The sequence below is a fragment of the Shewanella goraebulensis genome (assembly GCF_030252245.1).
Lineage (GTDB): Bacteria > Pseudomonadota > Gammaproteobacteria > Enterobacterales > Shewanellaceae > Shewanella > Shewanella goraebulensis.
The window spans coordinates 391363-414283 of record NZ_CP126972.1; the positions used below are offsets into that span (position 1 = coordinate 391363).

Genomic DNA, 22921 nt, shown 5'->3' on the forward strand with positions numbered 1-22921 from the left:
TCGGCAGGGAAGCTGAATTTTTTTTACAACACAGGATTTTTTGTTGTGTTTATAAATCACTTTATGGTACTCCTATAGAGGATAAATAATAAACAAGTCTGGCATAGAGCTAGATTGAACAGAAAAGTTAACAAATATTTTTTAGGACTCAGTTATTAATGTTTAACCAAGCTGCCCAACTCATTATTGTGATTATTACCGTCGTGATTATTAAGTCACCGCGGGGGTGGCGTTTGGCAACGAGACTGAGTTAAGAGTCAGAATTTGCAAAAACCCCCGCTCCGAAAGGACCGGGGGTTTTTTGTTTTATGGGCTTTAAATCCGAATGCTGACTTTTCAATTTATCACTAAATATTACATTTTAAACGCAGACCAAAAACGAGAGTATCAATATGGAATCAGGGCAGAAAATGCGTGGTGCAGACGCAGTTATCAAAGTACTAGCCGCACATGGGGTTACCACTGTATTTGGTTATCCAGGTGGTGCAATTATGCCGATTTACGATGCGCTTTATGGTCATCCAGTTGAGCACCTATTAAGCCGACATGAGCAAGGCGCTGCATTTGCAGCTGTTGGCTATGCTCGAGCAAGCGGTAAGACAGGCGTCTGCTTTGCCACATCAGGCCCTGGTGCTACAAACCTTATTACGTCTTTGTCCGATGCGTTATTAGATTCAGTGCCAGTGGTTGCTATCACAGGCCAAGTATCGACTGCGGTTATTGGAACCGATGCCTTTCAAGAAATTGATGTATTAGGCATGTCATTGTCGTGTACCAAACACAGCTTTATGGTCACCGATATTAATGAATTAATTCCTACGCTGTATAAAGCGTTTGAAATCGCGGCATCAGGTCGTCCAGGCCCTGTATTGGTCGATATTCCAAAAGACATACAAATCGCTGAGCTTGAATATAAAACCCCATTACTGACCGTGACAGAAGATCCTGCACCAGAAGCCACGGCTATAGAAGCTGCACGTGCTTTATTACAACAAGCTAAAAAGCCCATTTTATATGTAGGCGGCGGGGTTGGCATGGCTGGCGCAGTGGATCAGTTACGTCAGTTTATTGATAAGACAGGTATCCCATCAGTTGCAACACTAAAGGGATTAGGCGCTATTGAACATGGCACTAAAGGCTACTTAGGCATGTTGGGTATGCACGGTGGTAAAGCGGCTAATTTAGCGGTGCAAGCTTGTGATTTGTTGATTGTTGTTGGCGCACGTTTCGATGATCGGGTGACAGGCCGATTAGCGACATTTGCTGGTAACGCCAAGGTTTTGCATCTCGATATTGATATCGCCGAAATTAATAAATTGCGCCAAGCTGATGTGGCTATTTCTGCTGATTTTCGTCAAGTGTTACCTGCGTTGTGCATGAATCTTGAATTAGGCCAATGGCTACACGAAGTAGAAGAGTTAAATCGTGAGCATCAATGGGACTATCAACACCCTGGCGAACTTATCTATGCCCCTGCGATGTTACGTCGATTAGCTAATAAATTACCTGAAGACAGTGTCGTGAGTTGTGATGTGGGTCAACACCAAATGTGGGTTGCTCAACATATGTGGTTTCGCCGTCCTGAAGATCACTTATCAAGTGCGGGCCTAGGCACTATGGGCTTTGGTTTGCCTGCAGCTATTGGTGCCCAAGTTGCCCGCCCAGACGCAACAGTAGTGACGGTATCAGGTGATGGCTCATTCATGATGAACGTGCAAGAACTGACTACGATTAAACGTCGTAAGTTGCCAGTGAAAATATTGCTTATTGATAATCAAAAGTTGGGCATGGTTAAGCAATGGCAACAATTGTTTTTTGAGCAACGTTATAGCGAAACCGATTTATCCGATAATCCTGACTTTGTATTAATGGCATCAGCGTTTGATATTCCAGGTCGCACAATTCATCGCGCTGAAGAAGTAGAAGGCGCGCTTGATGAAATGCTAGCAACGACAGGACCTTTTATGCTGCACGTGGCCATTGATGATGCCTTTAATGTATGGCCGTTAGTCCCACCTGGGGCGTGTAATAGTGACATGATGGATCAAATGGAGAAGCAAACATGATGCATTCAGTTGAATTAACATTAAAGCAGCAACCAGAAGTACTTGAGCGCGTATTACGGGTGACGCGTCATCGTGGTTTTACCATCACAGAATTAACCATGACCGTAAATGAAGACAGTACATTGAAAGTGAATTTTGATGTCAAAAGTGAGCGAGTGATAGGGCTGCTAACCCATCAATTAACAAAGTTATTTGATGTGCTTGATTGCCAAGTTATCACCAGCTCAGTAGCACAAACAGAGGCTGAGTTATCAGCTTAAACTAGTGCTTAAAACAGTTTCATCAATATTCAATAAGGGAAAGACTATGGCAGCTACACAATCAGAACTCATATGGTTTAATGGTGAAATCATGCCTTGGCAGAATGCCAGAGTACACGTTATGACTCATGCGATGCATTATGGTACCTCAGTATTTGAAGGCATTCGTATATACGATACCCATCTTGGTCCAGCAGGTTTTAGGTTAACTGATCATGTGCAGCGTTTGTTTGATTCTGCCAAAATTTACCGCATGAATGTCCCTTATAGTTTTGAGCAAGTGATGCAAGCCTGTAATGATTCAGTGATGAGTAATAATTTACCCAGTGCCTATATTCGGCCGTTGATATTTCTTGGTGATGTTGGCATGGGGATCACCCCGCCAATCGACGCGCAATGTGATATGGTCGTAGCTGCTTTTGCATGGGGTGCTTACCTTGGTGAAGACAGTATGGATGCAGGTGTTGATGTTGCAGTGACTTCTTGGCAGCGTCTTGCTCCGAATACGATTCCTACTGGTGCCAAAGCCGGTGGCAATTACCTATCATCATTACAAATTTCGACAGAAGCTAAACGTAATGGCTTTGACGAAGGAATAGCACTCGACACCAATGGTTTAGTTAGCGAAGGCGCAGGCGCAAATTTATTTGTGGTTAAAAATAATAAGATTTATACCCCGCCAGCAACCGCAGCGATTCTTAAAGGGATTACCCGAGATACCATTATGGTATTGGCTAAAGACTTAGGCTACGAAGTGATTGAAGAAGCCATGGCACGGGAATTTTTATACGTAGCAGACGAAATTTTCATGACAGGAACAGCGGCTGAAATTGTTCCAGTTAGAAGTGTTGATCGCATTGAAGTGGGGGCGGGTAAACGCGGCCCAGTAACTAAGCAAGTTCAAAATAGCTTTTTTGGTTTATTTAATGGCGAAACTGAAGATAAATGGGGCTGGCTTGAGCCGCTCAAAAAGTCAGTATAAAACTGGCTATCAACAATAATCATAATATTGGTGAGTCGTAATAAGTGACTCAAATAAATTAACTGTATTTGCTTGTTCCATTACTGATTAATGGAATGATGAAGGAAGGAAAAGACAATGCCTAAATTACGCTCAGCAACCAGTACAGAAGGTCGTAACATGGCAGGTGCCCGTGCTTTATGGCGTGCAACTGGTGTAAAAGAAAAGGATTTTGGTAAACCGATTATTGCTGTTTCAAACTCGTTTACTCAATTTGTCCCAGGCCATGTGCATTTAAAAGACATGGGTCAATTAGTGGCTGGCGCAATTGAAGAAGCAGGCGGTATTGCAAAAGAATTCAATACCATCGCAGTTGATGATGGTATCGCAATGGGTCACGGTGGCATGCTTTACAGCTTACCGTCTCGTGAACTGATTGCCGACAGTGTTGAATACATGGTTAATGCCCATTGTGCCGATGCATTAGTGTGTATTTCAAACTGCGACAAAATTACTCCGGGCATGTTGATGGCTGCACTTAGACTTAATATCCCAGTGATATTTGTCTCCGGTGGCCCGATGGAAGCAGGTAAAACTAAGCTTTCAGACAAAATCATTAAACTTGATTTGGTCGATGCGATGGTTGCTGGCGCAGATACGAATGTCAGCGATGCAGACAGTAAACAAATTGAACGTAGTGCTTGTCCTACTTGTGGCTCATGCTCTGGCATGTTCACTGCAAACTCAATGAACTGTTTAACGGAAGCGTTAGGCTTATCATTGCCAGGTAATGGTTCTCTTTTAGCTACGCATGCGGCACGTCGTAATTTATTTTTAGAAGCGGGTCGTCGCATCATGGATCTTGCGACACGCTATTACCGTGACGATGATGACAGCGTATTACCGCGTAATATTGCGTCTTTTAAATCATTTGAAAACGCTATGGCACTCGATATTGCGATGGGCGGTTCATCAAATACCGTTTTACATTTAATCGCAGCAGCCCAAGAAGGTGAAGTCGACTTCACTATGGATGACATCGACAGAATGTCTCGTCTTGTGCCGCATTTATGTAAAGTTGCTCCTTCTACACCTAAGTACCATATGGAAGATGTTCATCGTGCAGGTGGTGTAATGGGCATTTTAGGTGAACTTGATAGAGCAGGTTTATTGCATACGGATGTACCCCATGTGGCGGCAGATAATGGCGGTAACTTAAAATCAGTGTTAGCCAAATATGATATTGCCCAAACGCAAGATGAAAGCGTGCGCCGTTTTTATAGTGCAGGCCCTGCTGGTATTCCAACACAAACTGCATTTAGCCAAGATTGTTATTGGGACAGCGTCGATGATGACCGTCAAGAAGGTTGTATTCGTACTCGTGAAAATGCCTTTAGCCAAGAAGGCGGTTTAGCTGTGCTGTCAGGCAACGTCGCTGAGAATGGCTGCATCGTTAAAACCGCAGGTGTTGACGAAGAGAACCTGACCTTTACTGGTAGTGCTCGCATATATGAAAGCCAAGATGATGCTGTTGACGGTATTTTAGGTGGCGAAGTAGTAGCGGGTGACGTGGTTGTTATTCGTTATGAAGGCCCTAAAGGTGGCCCTGGGATGCAAGAAATGTTGTACCCAACCACTTACCTTAAATCTCGTGGTTTAGGTAAAGCCTGTGCCTTGATTACTGATGGCCGTTTTTCTGGTGGTACGTCTGGCTTGTCTATTGGTCATATTTCGCCTGAAGCCGCTGCTGGTGGCACCATTGCCTTAGTTGAAAATGGCGATCAAATTGAGATTGATATTCCTTCTCGTAGTATCAAACTGGCGGTTTCTGATGCTGAGCTTGCTAAGCGTAAAGCTGCGATGGAAGCGAAAGGTTTACAAGCTTGGAAGCCCGTTAGCCGTGAGCGTTATGTGTCGTTAGCACTGAAAGCTTATGCCTTGCTTGCGACCAGTGCCGATAAAGGCGCAATTCGCGATCGCAGCAAGCTTGAAGGTTAATTATTTCTAACGTCAATTATCAGCAACTGATGGAACTAGGCTTATGTCTATAGCACAAGAATATTTACAGAAAACCCTGCTGTCATCAGTCTATGACGTGGCGAAGGTAACCCCTTTGTCGAGCTTAAATAAGCTGTCTGCCCGTTTGGGCAGTCAGGTTTATCTTAAACGTGAAGACATGCAGCCAGTGCATTCGTTTAAATTACGTGGTGCTTATAATCGCATGGCGCAGTTAACGCCGCAGCAATGTAAAGACGGTGTAGTCTGTGCTTCAGCAGGCAACCATGCCCAAGGTGTGGCAATGTCAGCTGCTAGTCGCGGTATTGATGCTGTGATTGTGATGCCGGGAACAACGCCTGAAATTAAAATCGATGCAGTAAAGCGCCTTGGCGGAAATGTGGTGTTATTTGGCGAAGCATTCGATCAAGCTAATGAGCACGCAAAGCAATTAGCGGAAACTGACAACCGCACTTATATCGCCCCTTTTGATGATGAAGCCGTGATTGCGGGTCAGGGGACGATTGCTCAAGAAATGCTACAACAACAGCGTGATATCGACACTGTCTTTGTGCCAGTCGGTGGTGGTGGACTGATTGCGGGTATTGCTGCGTATTACAAAGCTGTGATGCCACAAGTTAAAATTGTTGGGGTTGAACCTGAAGATGCTGCTTGTTTAAAAGCGGCAATGGAAGCAGGCGAGCCAGTAACATTATCGCAAGTCGGCTTATTTGCTGATGGCGTCGCGGTTAAACGTATTGGCGAAGAGCCATTTCGTGTGGCAAAAGATTACGTTGATGAAGTAGTGACGGTCACGTCTGATGAAATCTGCGCAGCTGTAAAAGATATTTTTGAAGATACACGAGCGATTTCAGAGCCCGCTGGCGCATTGTCGGTTGCTGGGCTTAAAAAGTATATTCAGCAGCACCCTAAAGAAGCGGGAAAAGGTGAGAGAGTTGCTGCCATTTTAAGTGGCGCTAATGTTAACTTTCACAGTTTGCGCTATGTGTCTGAACGATGTGAGTTAGGTGAGCAAAAAGAAGCTGTATTAGCAGTTAAAGTGCCTGAGAAACCAGGGAGCTTTTTACGTTTTTGCCAGATCTTAAATAAGCGCGCCATGACCGAGTTTAACTACCGCTTTAGCAGTCGTGACAGTGCTGTAGTGTTTGCGGGAATTCGGATTAGCCAAGGCCAAGCTGAATTAGATGACATCATCGCTCACTTAGAGGCTGAAGATTTTCAGGTTCAGGATTTATCAGAGGATGAAACTGCCAAGCTTCATGTTCGTTATATGGTTGGTGGCAGACCGCCAGAGCCATTAGATGAACGTCTTTATAGCTTTGAGTTTCCTGAGCACCCAGGCGCATTACTTAAGTTTTTAACGACCTTACAAAGCCAGTGGAATATCAGTTTATTCCATTATCGTAACCATGGCGCCGCATTTGGCCGCGTGTTAGCTGGGTTTGAAGTGCCTGCTAGCGATGAGACTGCATTTGCAAAGTTTTTAACAGATTTAGGTTTTGTATATCAAGAAGAAACTAATAGCCCTGCTTATCAGTTGTTTCTGAGCTCGGGATCTAAATAGTTAATTGTGCAGTAACCTAATCAAGCTTGATAATAAATAGCTTCCTAAGGAAGCTATTTTTGTTGCTGAGTTACACCAGATTGCCTTATAAGAAATAGAGTTTTTAGCTAATAAATTTCATACAGATAGCGCCTTTTAATCTATCTGTGTGTTATTGTCGTTCCAGCCTACAAAGGCGAGACAGCCACAAACGAAATGATATTCGGTGGCGATAAATACAACGAAAAATGTAGGTTTCATTGAGCTATTACAAATTGACCTCGAGCCAAGGAGACTTTGATGTTATCTGTACCAACAATTTCTGCACCTAGTATTACTGCTTTTAATCCACCACGACGCACCCTTATGGGCCCAGGTCCTTCAGATGTGTATCCTGAAGTACTCGCTGCACAAGCAAAGCCGACCATAGGCCATTTAGACCCATTATTTGTCGCGATGATGGATGAACTTAAGTCTCTTATTCAATATGCATTTCAAACTGAAAATGAAATGACCTTAGCAGTTTCGGCGCCAGGCAGTGCGGGAATGGAAACCTGTTTTGTTAATTTAGTTGAAGCGGGTGAGAAAGTTATCGTGTGCCGTAATGGCGTATTTGGCGAACGTATGCGCCAAAACGTTGAGCGCGTTGGCGCTACTGCTGTTGTGGTTGACAATGAATGGGGTGAACCTGTTTCTGTTGAGGCGGTTGAAGCTGCTTTACAGGCTAACCCTGATGCAAAATTTCTGGCATTTGTGCACGCTGAAACATCCACTGGTGCATTATCTGATGCTAAAAGCTTATGTGCATTAGCGCAGGAGCATGATTGCATCTCCATTGTTGATGCCGTGACTTCACTAGGCGGTGTTGAACTACGTGTTGATGAGTGGGGAATTGACGCGATTTATTCAGGTAGTCAAAAGTGTTTATCGTGTGTGCCTGGTATATCACCTGTGTCATTTTCTGCTAAAGCCGTTGAGAAAATTAAAAGTCGCACCACACCAGTTCAAAGCTGGTTTTTAGACCAAACTTTAGTGATGGGTTATTGGGGAAGTAAAGATAGCGGCGCAAAGCGCAGCTACCACCATACCGCTCCAGTGAACGCATTATATGCACTGCATGAGTCGCTACGTTTGTTAGCGAGCGAAGGGTTAGAAAATGCGTGGCAGCGTCATGCTGATATGCATCAGTTATTACGCGCGGGTCTCGAGCAATTAGGTTTAAGCTTTGTGGTTGATGAATCGTGCCGTTTACCACAGCTTAATGCTGTGTATATTCCTGATGGGGCTGATGATGCATTAGTGAGAAAGCAATTGCTTGAAAGCTATAACCTTGAAATAGGTGCAGGTCTTGGCGCATTGGCGGGTAAAGCGTGGCGTATTGGCCTGATGGGTTATGCTGCTCGTCGAGAGAATGTGGCTTTATGCTTACGCGCATTAGATGAAGTGCTTAATTAGTTTCAAGTTGATTAAGTATAGGCAATAAAAAATGGCATCCTAGGATGCCATTTTTAGTTTCAAATCTGGAGAATAGTTATCGATTTTAGGAGGCTATTTTCAATTCCTAATTTCTATTAGCTAATTTCGAACAGCCTGTATAAAAAAAACTACTTCTTCATTGCTGTTATTACTTACCGCAATCTTCAGAAGAGCACTTTGCTTCTAGTGCTTCAACTTGTGCTTGCAGTGCTTCCAGCTTTTCACGGGTTTTTAATAACACGTGTTGCTGTACTTCAAATTCTTCGCGAGAAACCACATCTAACTTCATCAGTTGGCTTTGCAATACTTGTTTTGAGCGCTCTTCAAACTCGCCAGCAAATTGCTTTACACCACTAGGAAGATTATCACTAAGCTGCTTAGCCATTTCTTCAAGTTTTTTTGGATTAATCATCATCAATTCCATATTAAATTAGGTTTCTTATCTATGACCTAATTGTACCTCAGCAGTCATACATATCCAATGTTATCAATTGAGCATGTGCACTTGTTCACTTTGAAGGACAATACGCACTGAATAAGCGTATTGATCGCTTTTGAAGATTAAAATTTTTAATTGTCGATCGCGGCTTTCTGGTATGATCGCACTCCATTTATTTTCGTTATTGGTAAAGTCGACAGCATGAAGTTAAATCCTGGGCAAAATGATGCCGTTCACTATGTTTCTGGACCTTGTTTAGTATTAGCAGGGGCTGGCAGTGGTAAAACTCGGGTAATTATTAACAAAATTGCATACTTAGTTGAAAAGTGTGGTTACAAGGCGCGCAATATTGCTGCCGTTACCTTTACCAATAAAGCAGCGCGCGAAATGAAGGAGCGTGTGTCGCAGTCGATGGGACGTAAAGAAGCGCGAGGCTTATGGATTTCAACTTTCCATACCTTAGGTTTAGAAATCATCAAGCGTGAACATAAAGTGGTGGGTTTAAAAGCCGGTTTTTCACTGTTTGATGATCAAGATACGTTTGCGCTTTTAAAAGAGCTCACTGAAGACGAGCTTGAAGAAGATAAAGATCTAATTAAAGCCCTAGCTAGTGCAATATCAAACTGGAAAGGCGATTTGGTCATTCCAGATCAAGCATTAAAACGTGGTGGCGATGAGCAAACCCAATTGTTCGCTAAATTATATCAACGCTATGCTCAGCATATGAAAGCCTATAACGCGTTAGATTTTGATGATCTTATTTTATTGCCAACATTACTACTGCGTAATAACGAAGAAGTCCGAACGCGATGGCAAACCCGTTTTCAATATCTGCTGGTGGATGAGTATCAAGATACCAATACCAGCCAATATGAATTGGTAAAGTTATTGGTTGGCGATCGCGCTCGATTTACAGTGGTAGGTGATGACGATCAATCGATTTACTCTTGGCGCGGTGCTAAACCGCAAAATTTAGTGCTGTTGGGTAAAGATTTTCCTCAATTACGCTTAATTAAGCTTGAGCAAAATTACCGTTCTAGCCAACGAATTTTACGTGCAGCCAATATTTTAATTGCTAATAACCCCCATGTTTATGAGAAAAGGCTGTTCAGTGAATTAGCTTATGGCGAGCCACTAAGAGTGCTTTTTGCTGCTAACGAAGAACAAGAAGCCGAGCGAGTGATTGCTGAAATCGTTCGTCATAAGTTTATGGGTAAAACTAAGTTTGGTGACTACGCGATTTTATACCGAGGTAACCATCAGTCACGATTATTAGAACGTGCTTTGATGACTAACCGTATCCCGTATAAGTTATCAGGCGGAACCTCATTCTTCGCTCGTGCTGAAATCAAAGACATCATGGCTTACTTACGCTTAGTGGTAAACCCGGATGATGATAATGCCTTCTTACGAGTTGTGAATTTGCCAAAGCGTGGTATTGGTCCTGCGACATTAGAGCGTTTAGGTAATTACGCCAACCAAAAGCATATATCGATGTTTGAAGCGATTTTTCAGGCGGAACTGAATCATCATTTAGCGCCAGCTGCTATGGCTTCTTTGTATCAGTTTGGCAAGTTCATTGTCGATACTGGCGAAATTGCCACCCGCGGCGAACCTGTAGATGCGATTAAACAGCTTATTCGTAAAATTAATTACGAAGACTATCTGTATGAAACCAGTACCAGTGCTAAAGCGGCTGAAATGCGGATGAAGAACATTTCAGAATTATATCGTTGGGTCACTGAGATGCTTGAAGGTGACGAACTAGATGAGCCGATGACATTACCAGAAGTTGTGACTCGTCTTACGTTGAGAGACATGATGGAGCGTAATCAAGAGGACGAAGGTGGCGATCAAGTACAATTGATGACACTTCATGCTTCTAAAGGCCTAGAATACCCTTATGTGTTTATGGTGGGGACTGAGGAGCGCATATTGCCGCATCAATCGAGTATTGATGAAGATAACGTCGATGAAGAGCGTCGTTTAGCTTATGTGGGCATTACGCGAGCACAAAAAGAATTATGGTTTACCATGTGCCGAGAGCGTCGTCAGTTTGGTGAAACTATGCGCTGTGAGCCAAGCCGTTTCTTGATGGAGTTGCCACAAGATGATTTGATTTGGGAAAACCGAAAACCTAAACAAACAGAGCAAGAAAAAGCGCAATCTGCTAAAACCAATATTGCCAATATCAGAGATATGTTTAAAAAGTAGCCTGACTAACCTTTTTAGTGTATTAATTTAGAGATGTTAACTCAGATTATGAGTTCAGACGCTAGCGCAGGCGTTTCGACTTGCTCTGTATGCTGAGTTAGCACTAAGTTTGCTAAGGAAAACACTTCTCCTTGACCTTGGTGGTAACCTAAATTTTCCAACGTTTTCTTTTGTTCAGGCGTATTCACGCCCTCTGCATAAATTTCAAAACCTAGGGTCGTCGCAATTAACTGATATGCTTTAGCAAGTTGTAGTTGCTTATCATTAATTAAATGCTGGCTAACATCTGCATCAAGCTTTAACGCTTTAATAGGTAAAAAGCTTAAACTGCTGAGTGAGCTATACCCAGTGCCAAAGCCATTAATTCCGATATTAACCCCGAGTTCGACTAGTGATTCAAACGCACTAATATGATGAGTGCTGTCTTTAACGAAAGACTTTTCATGAAAAAATATCCATAACTTTGAGGCCGAAATTTGACTGCGCTTAATGGTATTCTTTAAGCTGCGAAGTCCATATTTATGCTTTATATGTTGACTAGAAAGTGGGATATGAATTTGTATTCCATCGCCTAACCCGCTGGCAAGCGCTTTATAATGATGGTCGATATATTTAAAAATATAGTCATCTAACATCATCATGGTTTGAGTTTGATTCGCGAGTGTTGATAACTCGTTATTGTCGATTAAACCTTGAGAAGGATGTTGCCAATGACTGATAGGCTCATAAGCTAAGATATCAGAGTCGGCAAAAGACACTATGGGAGTTAACTCGACGACAATGTCGCCGTTTTCTAAGGCACTTAAAAAATCCTGTTCTAACTCGATACGCTGATTGAAGTGATATTCTGTCTCTCTGTCAAAAATAACATAGCAGCCTTTGCCTTTAGATTTTGCTTGATACATTGCGGTATCGGCATTTCTGAGAATAGACTCACTATTATCAGATGCATTGAGGCAACTAAACGCTACGCCAATACTTGCTCCTGAAATAACTTGCTGATGTGCTAAAACATATGGCTCAGAAATCGTTTGTAAAATTCGCTCACACACTTCCTCTGCATCTTTAAGATTGTGGATTGAGTCTAATAAAATGACAAATTCATCGCCTCCAAGACGCGCTAAAGTGTCATTTTCTCTAATACATAGTTTAAGACGAGTAGAGGTTTCAATTAGAAACCTATCGCCCTCTAAATGTCCCAAAGTGTCATTGATTTGTTTAAAGCCGTCTAAATCGATAAAAAGCAGTGAAAACTGTTCATCTTGATGACGACGAACATGCTTAATGGCTTGAGACAACCGCTCCATAAAAAAGCTGCGATTAGGTAAGCCTGTTAAGTTGTCGTGCTTAGCATCGTATACCAATTGGGCTTCCATTTTCTTGCGCTGCATGATTTGACGTTGCAAGTTGTCATTCATTTCAGCAATCGCTTTTGTTCGTTTTTCTACTTTATCTTCTAATAACTCGTGGCTACGCTTTAATTGCTCAACGGCAAACTTACGCTCAATCGCATTGGCAATGTGCTGCGAAACAAACGTGAGCAGTTCTAGATCTTTTGCCTCGTATGAGTTTTGGTCGGTGAGACTGTAAATCGTTAAACCGCCAGCAATTTCACCATGGATAAATAATGGGATACCAATCCATTGTTTCATTGTTTGGGTGTGGTTAAGCGCTGGGTTGGTGCCGTAAATTACACCGGCTTGAACCATGTCTTTAATATCTTGTTGGCTTAATAGTTTGGGCTGTTGATGCTTCAAGATAAATTCGGTTAACCCATCTTGCATTGCCCTTGGTTTTGGTGGCTCGCCACTTAATTGCGATACATAAAAAGGAAATGATAAAGTTTTCGATGCTTTATGTACTAACGAAATAAAACAATTATCGGCAGGTAATAATTGGCTTATGACTTGGTGGATTTGGGGATAGAAATCTTGGCCGCTGATGTTTGATGCTGAAAGATCGGCTATTTGAAATAAGGACTCTTGTAATTTTTCTGCTTTCACTCTTTCTTGAACTTCAAGCTTAACTTTGTCGTAGGCTTGGCTGAGTTCTTTAGTGCGTTGAATAATCGCAATTTCTAGTTCTTCATTATGTCGAAGGCGCTCCATTACTCCGGAAATGTGATGACAAATAAACCCCATTAACTCTAGTTCTAATTCACCGTAACTGATGTCGTTACTGTAACTTTGAACCACCAATACACCTGACACGATATTATTATGCTTGATAGGAAATCCAAGCCATTGCAAGCAAGGGGAGCCAAGATCATCAATTTTCCCTTCAGCGACGAGCTCTACAAATCGTTGCTCATCACAAAAGAGTGGTTCACCTGTCTTTAAAACGTACCCTGTAATACCACGTTGTAATAAAGAAGAGATTTCTTCATCAGGATAGAGTTCAGAAGGGTGAGGATCTTTTTCATCGGCAAAAAAAGGTAGACTGATGTTACCAGTGTTATTGTCGACGGAGGCAATGAAAAAGTTATCAGCAGGAATCAGGCTTTGCAGATGGTTATGCACACCTTGGTAAAAAGCATCAAGTGACACCACGTGGGTAGCAATGTTGGAAATTTCTAATAAGGCGTTTTGAATGATTTCAGCACGTTTATATTTTGTTGCTAATCGCCTTAATCTTGAAACCCTTCTTTGAAGGTGTTCGATATTATTGCAACTAACTGAAGGGAGTTTCCTCTTTTCCATCATTCTCCCTTAATCCTTTTGAGGTCAATATCCATCATCGAGTATATGAAAGTTCGCTCACAAAGGGAACTATCAACAGTTTAAAATGAAAAATGCTTAAAAACATCCCAATTTACTCAAAACTTGAGCAAACAAACAAAAAAGTTATAAACAAAGGTGGACGTGAAGGTGATTTATCCCTATTATGTGCGTCGCTAACCAAGGCGAGCGCCCATAGCTCAGCTGGATAGAGCGTACCCCTCCGGAGGGTAAGGCCGAAGGTTCGAATCCTTCTGGGCGCACCATTCGGTAACGTTCGTTAGCAAGATTGAAATTCAGTGGTGATTGTAGCTCAGTTGGTAGAGCCCCGGATTGTGATTCCGGTTGTCGTGGGTTCGAGCCCCATCAGTCACCCCATTCAATCTACATTCTATTTATAGAATATCTCGGTGATTAGCGCAGCCCGGTAGCGCATCTCGTTTGGGACGAGAGGGTCAGAGGTTCGAATCCTCTATCACCGACCAAATTTTAGTATTCCAATTAGTGATTTATTTTGATCCTATCAAATTGGCCTACCGTATTAAAAGTTACGTTTAGTGAATTACGTCGTTTGATAACGTGTCACTCACTCTTTATTAGAGTGGAGCAGAGAATTTTCTCTTAAGACTCAAATATCAGAACAGATTTTCGGTGATTAGCGCAGCCCGGTAGCGCATCTCGTTTGGGACGAGAGGGTCAGAGGTTCGAATCCTCTATCACCGACCACATAAACAAAAAAGCCACTCATTGAGTGGCTTTTTTGTGTCTGAAATTTATCATTTGGGATTTATTTTACACTCTTATCGCGACTTTCATGGATGTTTCACTGATGAGTTATCTTGTGGCCTACAACTTGACATAATAAAGCCACGCTATTGCGTGGCTTTATTTAAAGCATATGTTACAGAGTGATTGCGATGGGCGGTGCTATAAAGCCTTGGTAGGCATCTAATCGCATAGAGGTAAAGCGATCAAGTTGGGTTTGTTGCTGAATACCAGTCACAATGACTTGTATATCAAGCCCTTTAGCAACATTTGCCAAGGCACGACATAGTTCAGTATTGTGTTGGTCATCTTCCATATAGGCAAAAGATTGATCTAACTTCACGTAGCTTGGTCGTAAGCTTTGTAAATAACTCATCGAACCAAACTGTCTACCAAAGTGATCAATACCAAATTTTGCGCCATTATCTCGAATGATATTACATAAGTTTTCGCAGTTTTCTAAATCACTGTAAACACTGGCTTCAGGTATTTCAAAGCATATTCGCTCTGGGAAATTACAATTTCGAAGTAGGTGTTGAAGCCAAGTATGGAACAATGGGTCGCTGATACTTTGGAACGTTAAGTTGATGGCTAACGGTTCGTAATTACGCTCTAATAAACGATTTTCAATGACAGTCTCGATTAAGCATTGGTCTAATAATGTGCCTAAAGAGAGTAGTTCAACGTACGGCATGAATTGGCCCGCGTGTTGGAGTTTATCATTGACCTGTAACTGACAATATACTTCACGTTGGCAAACTTCTTCATTCTGAGTAAGTAATACTGGTTGCCATCTAAACTGGAATTTTTTGTTTTGTATGGCATCAGTTAAATTGTCTCGCCATTGTTCACGACTAAACAGTTGGTGCTCTGTGGTTTCAAACCAGTGGAATACTTTATTGTCAGTTAATGATTTTTGCAGTGCATTATCAGCTTGCGCCAAAATGTCACTGACAGTCATATTGCCAGTACGCTCAGCAACACCGATAGCAAAGCCTTCATTTGGTTTGCAACCCGCCTTTGAAATCTCTTTGTTTAGGGTTCTGAGTAAGGTTTGCAAATATTTAGTTAGTTGATCATGTTCAATATCAGTGATCAAAAAAGCGAACTCATAAGCGGCAATTCTGGCAATCACTGAAGGCGCAACTTCATCTAAATAATGTTCGAGCTTTTGTGACAGTAACTTAATGGTTTCATCACGGACTTGATAGCCGTATTTACTGTGCACTTCTTCTAGCCAGTCAAATTTAGCGAGGAAAATTGCCCCACTACTTGGCTCGGCTAACCACCCATTAATACGGCTCACCATATATTGTCGATTAGGAAGGCCAGAAACTTGGTCTACGAGGTTTTTCTTACGTAGAGCAGATACTTCTTCATCTAATGAGCTGAAAACCTGTTTAAGCTGAGTTGACATGCTATTGAATGCACCAACAAGTTCTTTGAGTTCCTTGGTTTTAGGTGTGGGCATATCCGGGCCGAATTGGCGATTGGCAATCTGTTGAGCGTGTTCTGATAGAGTATGAAGAGGTTTTAAAATATAGCTTAGGCCGAAACGAGCACAGACTATTGCTAGTAAAAAAAGAATTGAAAATATAATGATAGTATTAGATATGATCCGCCACAATTCATGATAACCAAACCCTGGATGAGCAGTTATTTCTATTTTAGCAAGTTGCAACCAACCAGAAGTGATAACACTTTCTTTGGTGATGGTGCTAAATAAATTTAAATCGATAAACCACTGAGGTACTCCCTCAATTCGTATTGCGTTATTCCATACCTGCTGCTTTCCATCAACGAGCCAAGTAAGTTTTATTTGTTGGTAATAACCACCTTCAAATATAACGTTTACTAAGGTTTCGGCTCCAACATCATCTCCATTTTCTAAAGCTGGGACTAACATAATACCAAGTGAATGACTGGCGTTATTTAAGTCGGATTCCATCTGCTTGATGAGAAAACTTTGGGTTTCTGTAAACTGCACGTAACCTAGGCTGGTTACTACCAGTAAAAATAAACCAAAAAGTAACGCATAGATTTGGCGAAAAAGGGTCATCTTGGCCACTACTCCATTTTTTGCTTGGGTTGACGTAATCTGTCTATACCCAACCTAAGTTTTAAATCATTCCATTTTTCAAGACGTGAGGATGAACCTGCAAGTACGCCTCGGCCTTTCTCTTTGTTTAGCCATAACTGTTTACCGTTAAAGCTATAAACAGGTAATAAATCACCCCTTTGGGTCGCAGGCTTTATTACCGGGTCTAGGTTATCTAGCACTAGTGGTACTGAGCCTGGTGTTTCATAGTAAGCCAGTACCATGTGGTATTGATTCACAGACGTTGCTTTAACCATGGTGATTCTGAGTTTATCTTCAGGCACTCCCACTTGTAACAAGGTGAAATATTTTGCAATAGAAAAATCTTCACAATCACCAGCATTAACGCCTATAAACTCCATAGGAGAGGCCCAATAATTGGACTCTCCCCACAGTACATGATCATCGACAAACTTGAATAAATTGAAAAAGCCGTTTACTTTTTTCAGTTTATCAATGTCATCAAGCTTTTGAGCATCGTTAACGATTTTAAACCATGCTTTAGCTCGCTTTTCTGCACGCTCACCATATTGATTTGATAGAGCGCTAATAGTTTTCTGTACATCTATTTGAGTTGGGGCTGCTGCAAAAAGTCCTGATACGATAAATACCGATGCCAGCAAAGGGTAACGGTAAATACGTTTTAAACCGATTAAATATATACGGCCCTTTCCCTGCAAACCCTCACTCCTTCATATGGCAGTTTTACTGATCAACGGTGTAAATATGCCACTTCATATCCGCTTTTGTATCATCACCTGTTACTTCAGCTATGACTCGTCGATTTAGCTCATTTGCTGCAGTTGTATTAGATGTATCAATTGGTCTGTCAAAACTATACCCGATGGCAGTTAAACGAGAGGAGTCAATACCAAATGTATCTGAAAGAACTTTGACCACATTATCTGCTCTAGCTTGAGATAGGGCTAAATTATGCTCATAGGAACCTGTTTTACTACAATGTCCCTCAATAGTCACTTGAGTGTTAGGGTAGTAGTTCATTAAATCTGCAACTTTTTCAATTTGCTGATAATAACGATTATTGATGTAGTCTGAATCATTCTCGAACATAATTTTCAGTTCTTGGCGCTCATTTATTTCATTAACAGTGCCACAGCCATAGTTGTCAATGCCAGCTCCATTAACTGTATCAATACATCTCTCTCTTGCCATGATGACGCCATCTTTATCATTATCATTTAGATCAAAATCTTGATCAGTTTGAGAGTCCATCGACGTTATATCACGCATTGAACAGCCAAAAGTTAGCGAAATAGCTAGTAGTAAAAGTATGTATTTCATTACTTTACTCCTCCTTCATAATCACGTTCACCTTGCCAAATATCTGGACGAGTAACTCGAAGAGAATCAAGTAATTGGCCTGTAGCATTTAATACTCGATATTTTGCTATTGTTTCGTCAAAATCAGCTTGTAGATAATCTTGACGAGCTTGGAAAAGCTCATTTTCCGTATCAAGTAAATCCAATAAACTTCGTTGACCTAAATTGAATTGCTGTGAATAAGCTGTTTGAGTATCTTTTGAAGCAATGACATGTTGACGTATATATTGCTTTTGGGGGGCTAACATTTCATACGCATTCCAAGATAAATGCACACCTTCTACAACTTGACGATGAGCACGCTGACGAACTTCTTTTGCTTCATTAATTTTGTAGGCTGCTTCTTTTTCGCGGGCTAAATCTTTACCACCTGCAAATAAGTTGTATTTAACGCGCACCATACCTACAAGATCATTACTATGACCGTTTACGTAAGGATCAAAAGTAGACCCCGTACCATAGCCGTCTTCACCGTCAACATCATTATTCCAATTACCATTTAATTCTAATGTGAACTCAGGGTAATAGTTTGATTGTGCGGAGCTGCGTTCTTTATCCGCCGCTTTAATATCACTACTGGCAGATTTTAGAATAGGATGGTTATCTTGGGCTTTAACGATACTTTCAGCTACGTTTCGAGGTAGAAAGTCCATGTCTGGCACTGGTACCACAAGATTTTCAGGATCTTGCTCAACAATACGTATGTACTGAGCTTTGGCATCATACAGATTATTTTTGGCTGCCATGAGGTTTGCATTAGCACGTGCTAAACGGCCTGATATTTGAGATAAATCAGCTATAGAACCAAGACCTGAGTCTGTTCGTTCTTTGATTTGATCATAAATATCTTGATGGCTCTTTAGATTTTTTTCAGACAAAACCAGCAGTTGTTCAGCTTTAATAAAATTTACATAAACCTTACTAACTTCAAGTGCTATATCTTCTGCCGCTGCAAACAGTGCCCATTGATCAGAGCTGGCTTCAAAAGAGTAGCGATCGACTTCACTGCTAGTATAGAAGCCATCAAACAGCATTTGTTTAATACTAAACCCTGCTTCTCCACGCTCTAACTCCATAACGCCTTCATCTAAATTATCGTTACCAGGTTGGTTCTTACGACGAGTTGAAGGGCTATCTGTTTGCTCCCACCCATAACCACCTGTTAAATCAACAGTTGGCATGTAACCGGCTATGGCTTGATTAACTTGCTCTTCTCGAGCTTTAAAGCGGTTAAACGCAATTCTAATCTCTGGATTGGTATCTAGAGTATGTGCCACGGCCTGCTCTAACGACTGCGCGTTCAGCGTAGATGTTACAAAAGTTGCAGACATTGCCAACGCGAATACGCTCAATCTATTGCATTGGTTAATGTTGATTTTCATGAAAAAACCCTCCCGGTTTTTTGCTAATTCTCTCTAAGTGCTGTCTCTTTTGCCCGTAAAATCGGGTTCAATATATACTCAAGGATAGTTCTTTTTCCGGTAATAACGTCCACAGAAGTGAGCATACCTGGAATAATTGGCATCTTTGTGCCATCGTTTTTTACTAAATTTGATTCAGCAGTTCGAACACGAATCGTGTAAAAACTGTTTCCTTCTTCATCTTGGCTTGTATCTGCACTAATATGCTCAACTGTGCCTTTCAGTCCACCGTAACGAGTGAAGTCATAAGCCGTCACCTTAACAATAGCAGGTAAACCAGGGTGTAAGAATGCGATGTCTTGAGGGGTTATTTTTGTTTCAATTAGCAACTGGTCTTCTGATGGAACAATTTCAATAATTTCTTCACCAGGCTGCACGACACCACCTAAGGTATTAATGTGTAGTGTTTTTATGGTTCCGTTTACTGGGGAGGTAATAACTGATTTATTAATCTTATCAAAAGCACCTATTTGTGCTTGATTCATTCTTGATAATTTAGTTTGCATCTCGTTTAAATTGGCACGCAAATCGGCCGCATAGACAAAGACTGCTTCACGTCGTTTTAGGATGGCCTCATCCATTGAAGCTTTTAGCTTTGGACGAAGCAGGCGCATTGTTTTCAGCTCGCCTTGGATATCGTTGACTGTTCGCTCAAGTTTTAATAATTCAACTTCAGGTACAATGCCTTTTTGCGCTAAAGGCTTTGTTAGTTCAAGCTCACGCGAGATAAGCTGGAAGCTTTTAGTCAGAGTCGCAATTTTTGAGGTTAGCTCTTCCGTTTCTTGTTGACGCTGTTGAATTTGTCGAACGAGTATTTCGAGTTGGTTACTCAAGTTGTCTAAGCGACCTGAATATTCTTCTTGCTGGTTTTTAACTAAGGCAGGCTCTTGCTGAATAATTTCATCAGAAAATATTAACGGTTGCTTGGTTATTTTGACTTGCTCTCGCCAATTTGATGACATACCTGAAATCACAATACTATCGAGCTCAGCGCGCATGCGGATCACGTTAGTTTGTAGGCTATAGACTTCTTGCTCTTGTTGTGCAAAATCAGAACGAAAACGAATATCGTCAATTTTAACCAAAGGCTGATCTTTAGTGACAATCATACCTTCTTGAATATATATTTCTTGCAACACACCGCCATCAAGGCTGTCGATTAGTTGGATCTGTGATGATGGAATAACCTTGCCCATGCCAGATGTCACTTGATCTAATTCAGAAAAATATGACCAAATAAAAAAGCAAACTACCATTGCGCCAAGTGACCAAATTATCAAACTATGACCACGTGGGGCATCAGTCATCATTGCGCCATAAACATCATCAACCATGTCTAAGTCATGACTTGTTAACTTATTACTCATGATGGACGGCCCCCAGTGAGTAAACCATTATTGAGCTTATCAATAATTTTGTCTTTAGGGCCGTCGGCAACGATATGACCTCTATCAAGCACAATAATGCGATCGACTAAACGTAATAAATGCATCTTATGGGTGATAAGTAGTAAGGTGCGGTCTTTAGTGACATGCTCCATTGAGCGGATAAATTGCTTTTCTGCTCTAGCATCGAGACTTGCTGTTGGCTCATCCATTAATAAAATCGGCGGGTCATTAAGGGTGGCACGGGCGAGGGCAACAGTTTGACGTTGTCCACGACTTAAGGACAGTCCGCCTTCGCCAACTTGCTGGTCAAGTCCTTCCGATTCAAGATTGGTAAACATGCTTACACCAGAAAGTTGTACAGCACGTATTAGCTGATGTTCAGTAACTTGACGAGTGCCGAATAAAATATTGTCTTTGATTGAGCCATGAAACAAGGTCACATCTTGCGGTAAGTAACCAAAATTACTGCGTAAATCACTTGGGTGAATTTGCCCTGCATCTAAGCCGTCATAACGAAGGCTGCCTTGAGTGGGTTTGTATAACCCCACAAGTAGTTTGGCTAAAGTACTTTTACCTGAACCATTTCGACCAATAATGGCCACTCGCTCACCAGGGGTGATACGAATAGATAATGGGTGTAAAACGGGCTTTTCTGCCTCAGGAAAGCTAAATGCGACGTTATCGGCATCAATTTTACCATGTAAGCGCTGCTTACTAACTAGGTTGCCTTTATTCTCAAACTCTTCCTCTTGGTTCATCACCTCGTCAAGTTGGCGTAAAGAGCTGGCGGTTTGGTTTCCGCGTGTGATTAAACCGGCAAGTTGTGCCATCGGTGAAATTGCACGGCTTGAAAGCATTACCGCTGCAATAATTCCACCCATAGATATTTCATTTTCTGCGACGCGATACACGCCTAAAATAACGACGCAAACCACTGTTACTTGGACTATAAAATTAGCGAGATTACTCACCGCGTTTGACAGTTTTTTAGACTTAAGTTGCCAGTTAGCTGTGTGGCCGATCATTTGTTGCCAGCTTTTTTGAACAAGTCCTTCGGCACCATTGGCTTTAATTGATTCAAGGGCCGTTAAGCTTTCAATTAAGTGTCCATGTTTGAGGCTAGAAAATCGATTACTTTCTTCAATTGCAGCTTTTAGCTTTGGCTGAATATATAAAGTAAAACCAATGATAATGATGCCGCCAATAACTGGAATAATGGCTAAGTCACCTGCAACAATATAAATGATGGCGACAAAAAGTAACGCGAAAGGTAAATCTACTAACGTGGTGATTGTCGCTGAAGTGAGAATTTCTCGAATACTATCGAATTCACTGAGTTGGCGAGCCATACCCCCGACGCTTGGTGAGCGTTTGGACAGTGGTATACCTATTGCTTTAGCAAAAAGTTTAGATGATACAATGATGTCAACCTTTTTACCGGCTATATCAATTAAGTAGCTTCTTAGCTGTCGTAGTATTAAGTCAAATAAATATGCTATTCCTGCACCAATTGCTAGAACCCAAAGAGATTCAAATGCTAGATTTGGCACCACTTTGTCATAGACATTCATGATGAATAGCGGTGAAACAAGAGCGAATAAGTTAACCAAGACTGATGCAATTAAGGCATCACGATATATAGGGGCAGAGTCTTTAATACTCTGAAGTAACCAATGAGTGGTGTTATCGTGAATGTGGACATCAAAACTATTATCCCCACGAAACTCTTGTTTAATTAAAAACAGATAACCTACATAGAGGGTCTCTAATTCCTCTATCATCAGCGTTTCCTGACCGCCACTTTCAGGAAGTTGGATTACTGCTTTATCAGCATCGATATCTATACTGCGAAGAATGCAGGCTTTTTTGTCTTTTAACAACAAAATACAAGGTAATAAAATCTCTGATATTTGATTGAGATCTTTACGGGTTAATTTAGCAGATAACCCACCTCTGGAAGCTGCTTGAGGCAATAATTCAGGGGTGATGACAGCGCTAGTCAAAGGTAACCCTGCCGCAAGTGAATCGCTTGAGCAAGGGGAACCAAAATGTTCAGTCATTAATACTAAACAATCAAGTAATGGGTCGACCGTGGTACGTTGAGAGGCCGAAATAGTCCACTGCTCTTGATTATCAGAGACGGTTGCTGGCACGTATTACTTATCCTTTGTAATTATAATTATGTTAAAAACAATAGGTTGACGCTATTATATTAC

The 22921-nt window shown here is 41.5% G+C and carries 15 protein-coding genes and 4 tRNA genes; 11 read left to right on the plus strand and 8 right to left on the minus strand.

The window, feature by feature from the left end; all coding sequences use genetic code 11:
* Nucleotides 1-392: 392 nt before the first annotated feature.
* From ilvG to QPX86_RS01815, 6 genes are all read left to right on the plus strand, one after another.
* Complete coding sequence (gene ilvG / locus QPX86_RS01790; RefSeq protein WP_220752355.1) at nucleotides 393-2066, plus strand: acetolactate synthase 2 catalytic subunit; 1674 nt, start codon at nucleotides 393-395, stop codon at nucleotides 2064-2066.
* On the plus strand, nucleotides 2063-2326 hold the full coding sequence (gene ilvM / locus QPX86_RS01795) for an acetolactate synthase 2 small subunit (protein WP_220752353.1): 264 nt from the start codon (nucleotides 2063-2065) through the stop codon (nucleotides 2324-2326). The genes ilvG and ilvM overlap by 4 nt, the downstream gene beginning before the upstream one ends.
* A gap of 46 nt (nucleotides 2327-2372) precedes the next feature.
* Nucleotides 2373-3308, plus strand: a complete 936-nt coding sequence (locus QPX86_RS01800; RefSeq protein WP_220752351.1) for a branched-chain amino acid transaminase — start codon at nucleotides 2373-2375, stop codon at nucleotides 3306-3308.
* A gap of 117 nt (nucleotides 3309-3425) precedes the next feature.
* Complete coding sequence (gene ilvD / locus QPX86_RS01805) at nucleotides 3426-5285, plus strand: dihydroxy-acid dehydratase (RefSeq protein WP_220752349.1); 1860 nt, start codon at nucleotides 3426-3428, stop codon at nucleotides 5283-5285.
* A gap of 43 nt (nucleotides 5286-5328) precedes the next feature.
* The gene (gene ilvA / locus QPX86_RS01810; RefSeq protein ID WP_220752348.1) at nucleotides 5329-6867 is read left to right on the plus strand and encodes a threonine ammonia-lyase, biosynthetic; all 1539 of its coding nucleotides are present in this window, start codon (nucleotides 5329-5331) and stop codon (nucleotides 6865-6867) included.
* Nucleotides 6868-7146: 279 nt separating this feature from the next.
* Nucleotides 7147-8301, plus strand: a complete 1155-nt coding sequence (locus tag QPX86_RS01815) for a pyridoxal-phosphate-dependent aminotransferase family protein (RefSeq protein ID WP_220752346.1) — start codon at nucleotides 7147-7149, stop codon at nucleotides 8299-8301.
* A gap of 169 nt (nucleotides 8302-8470) precedes the next feature.
* On the opposite strand, the gene ubiK is transcribed toward QPX86_RS01815, so the two are convergent.
* Complete coding sequence (gene ubiK, locus QPX86_RS01820; protein ID WP_220752344.1) at nucleotides 8471-8734, minus strand: ubiquinone biosynthesis accessory factor UbiK; 264 nt, start codon at nucleotides 8732-8734, stop codon at nucleotides 8471-8473.
* Nucleotides 8735-8962: 228 nt separating this feature from the next.
* Here ubiK and rep point away from each other — a divergent pair, with 228 nt between their 5' ends.
* On the plus strand, nucleotides 8963-10975 hold the full coding sequence (gene rep, locus QPX86_RS01825; RefSeq protein WP_220752486.1) for a DNA helicase Rep: 2013 nt from the start codon (nucleotides 8963-8965) through the stop codon (nucleotides 10973-10975).
* Nucleotides 10976-11016: 41 nt separating this feature from the next.
* On the opposite strand, the gene QPX86_RS01830 is transcribed toward rep, so the two are convergent.
* Nucleotides 11017-13674, minus strand: coding sequence for a sensor domain-containing diguanylate cyclase (locus QPX86_RS01830; protein WP_285163931.1), 2658 nt, complete (start codon nucleotides 13672-13674; stop codon nucleotides 11017-11019).
* 207 nt (nucleotides 13675-13881) lie between these two features.
* Here QPX86_RS01830 and QPX86_RS01835 point away from each other — a divergent pair.
* The 4 genes from QPX86_RS01835 to QPX86_RS01850 all read left to right on the plus strand — a co-directional run bounded on the left by QPX86_RS01835 (nucleotide 13882) and on the right by QPX86_RS01850 (nucleotide 14418).
* Nucleotides 13882-13958 (plus strand) — tRNA-Arg (locus QPX86_RS01835).
* Between the two features lie 36 nt (nucleotides 13959-13994).
* Nucleotides 13995-14070: transfer RNA gene (locus tag QPX86_RS01840), tRNA-His, on the plus strand.
* Between the two features lie 30 nt (nucleotides 14071-14100).
* Nucleotides 14101-14177 (plus strand) — tRNA-Pro (locus tag QPX86_RS01845).
* Nucleotides 14178-14341: 164 nt separating this feature from the next.
* Nucleotides 14342-14418: transfer RNA gene (locus QPX86_RS01850), tRNA-Pro, on the plus strand.
* Nucleotides 14419-14593: 175 nt separating this feature from the next.
* Here the strand turns inward: QPX86_RS01850 and QPX86_RS01855 are convergent.
* The 6 genes from QPX86_RS01855 to QPX86_RS01880 all read right to left on the minus strand — a co-directional run bounded on the left by QPX86_RS01855 (nucleotide 14594) and on the right by QPX86_RS01880 (nucleotide 22858).
* A complete protein-coding gene (locus QPX86_RS01855) occupies nucleotides 14594-16516 on the minus strand; it encodes a bifunctional diguanylate cyclase/phosphodiesterase (protein WP_285163932.1) in 1923 nt (640 codons plus the stop codon).
* Between the two features lie 8 nt (nucleotides 16517-16524).
* A complete protein-coding gene (locus QPX86_RS01860; RefSeq protein WP_259651210.1) occupies nucleotides 16525-17235 on the minus strand; it encodes a transglutaminase-like cysteine peptidase in 711 nt (236 codons plus the stop codon).
* Nucleotides 17236-17260: 25 nt separating this feature from the next.
* Nucleotides 17261-17857 (minus strand): OmpA family protein, encoded by a 597-nt coding sequence (locus QPX86_RS01865; RefSeq protein WP_220752338.1) that lies wholly within the window; start codon nucleotides 17855-17857, stop codon nucleotides 17261-17263.
* Nucleotides 17857-19227 (minus strand): TolC family outer membrane protein, encoded by a 1371-nt coding sequence (locus QPX86_RS01870; protein ID WP_259651213.1) that lies wholly within the window; start codon nucleotides 19225-19227, stop codon nucleotides 17857-17859. Before QPX86_RS01870 ends, QPX86_RS01865 begins: the two co-directional genes overlap by 1 nt.
* A gap of 74 nt (nucleotides 19228-19301) precedes the next feature.
* On the minus strand, nucleotides 19302-20684 hold the full coding sequence (locus QPX86_RS01875; RefSeq protein ID WP_285163933.1) for an HlyD family type I secretion periplasmic adaptor subunit: 1383 nt from the start codon (nucleotides 20682-20684) through the stop codon (nucleotides 19302-19304).
* Nucleotides 20681-22858 carry a type I secretion system permease/ATPase gene (locus tag QPX86_RS01880; protein WP_285163934.1) on the minus strand — a complete coding sequence of 726 codons (2178 nt, stop codon included), beginning with the start codon at nucleotides 22856-22858 and terminating at the stop codon, nucleotides 20681-20683. The genes QPX86_RS01875 and QPX86_RS01880 overlap by 4 nt, the downstream gene beginning before the upstream one ends.
* Nucleotides 22859-22921: the final 63 nt, after the last annotated feature.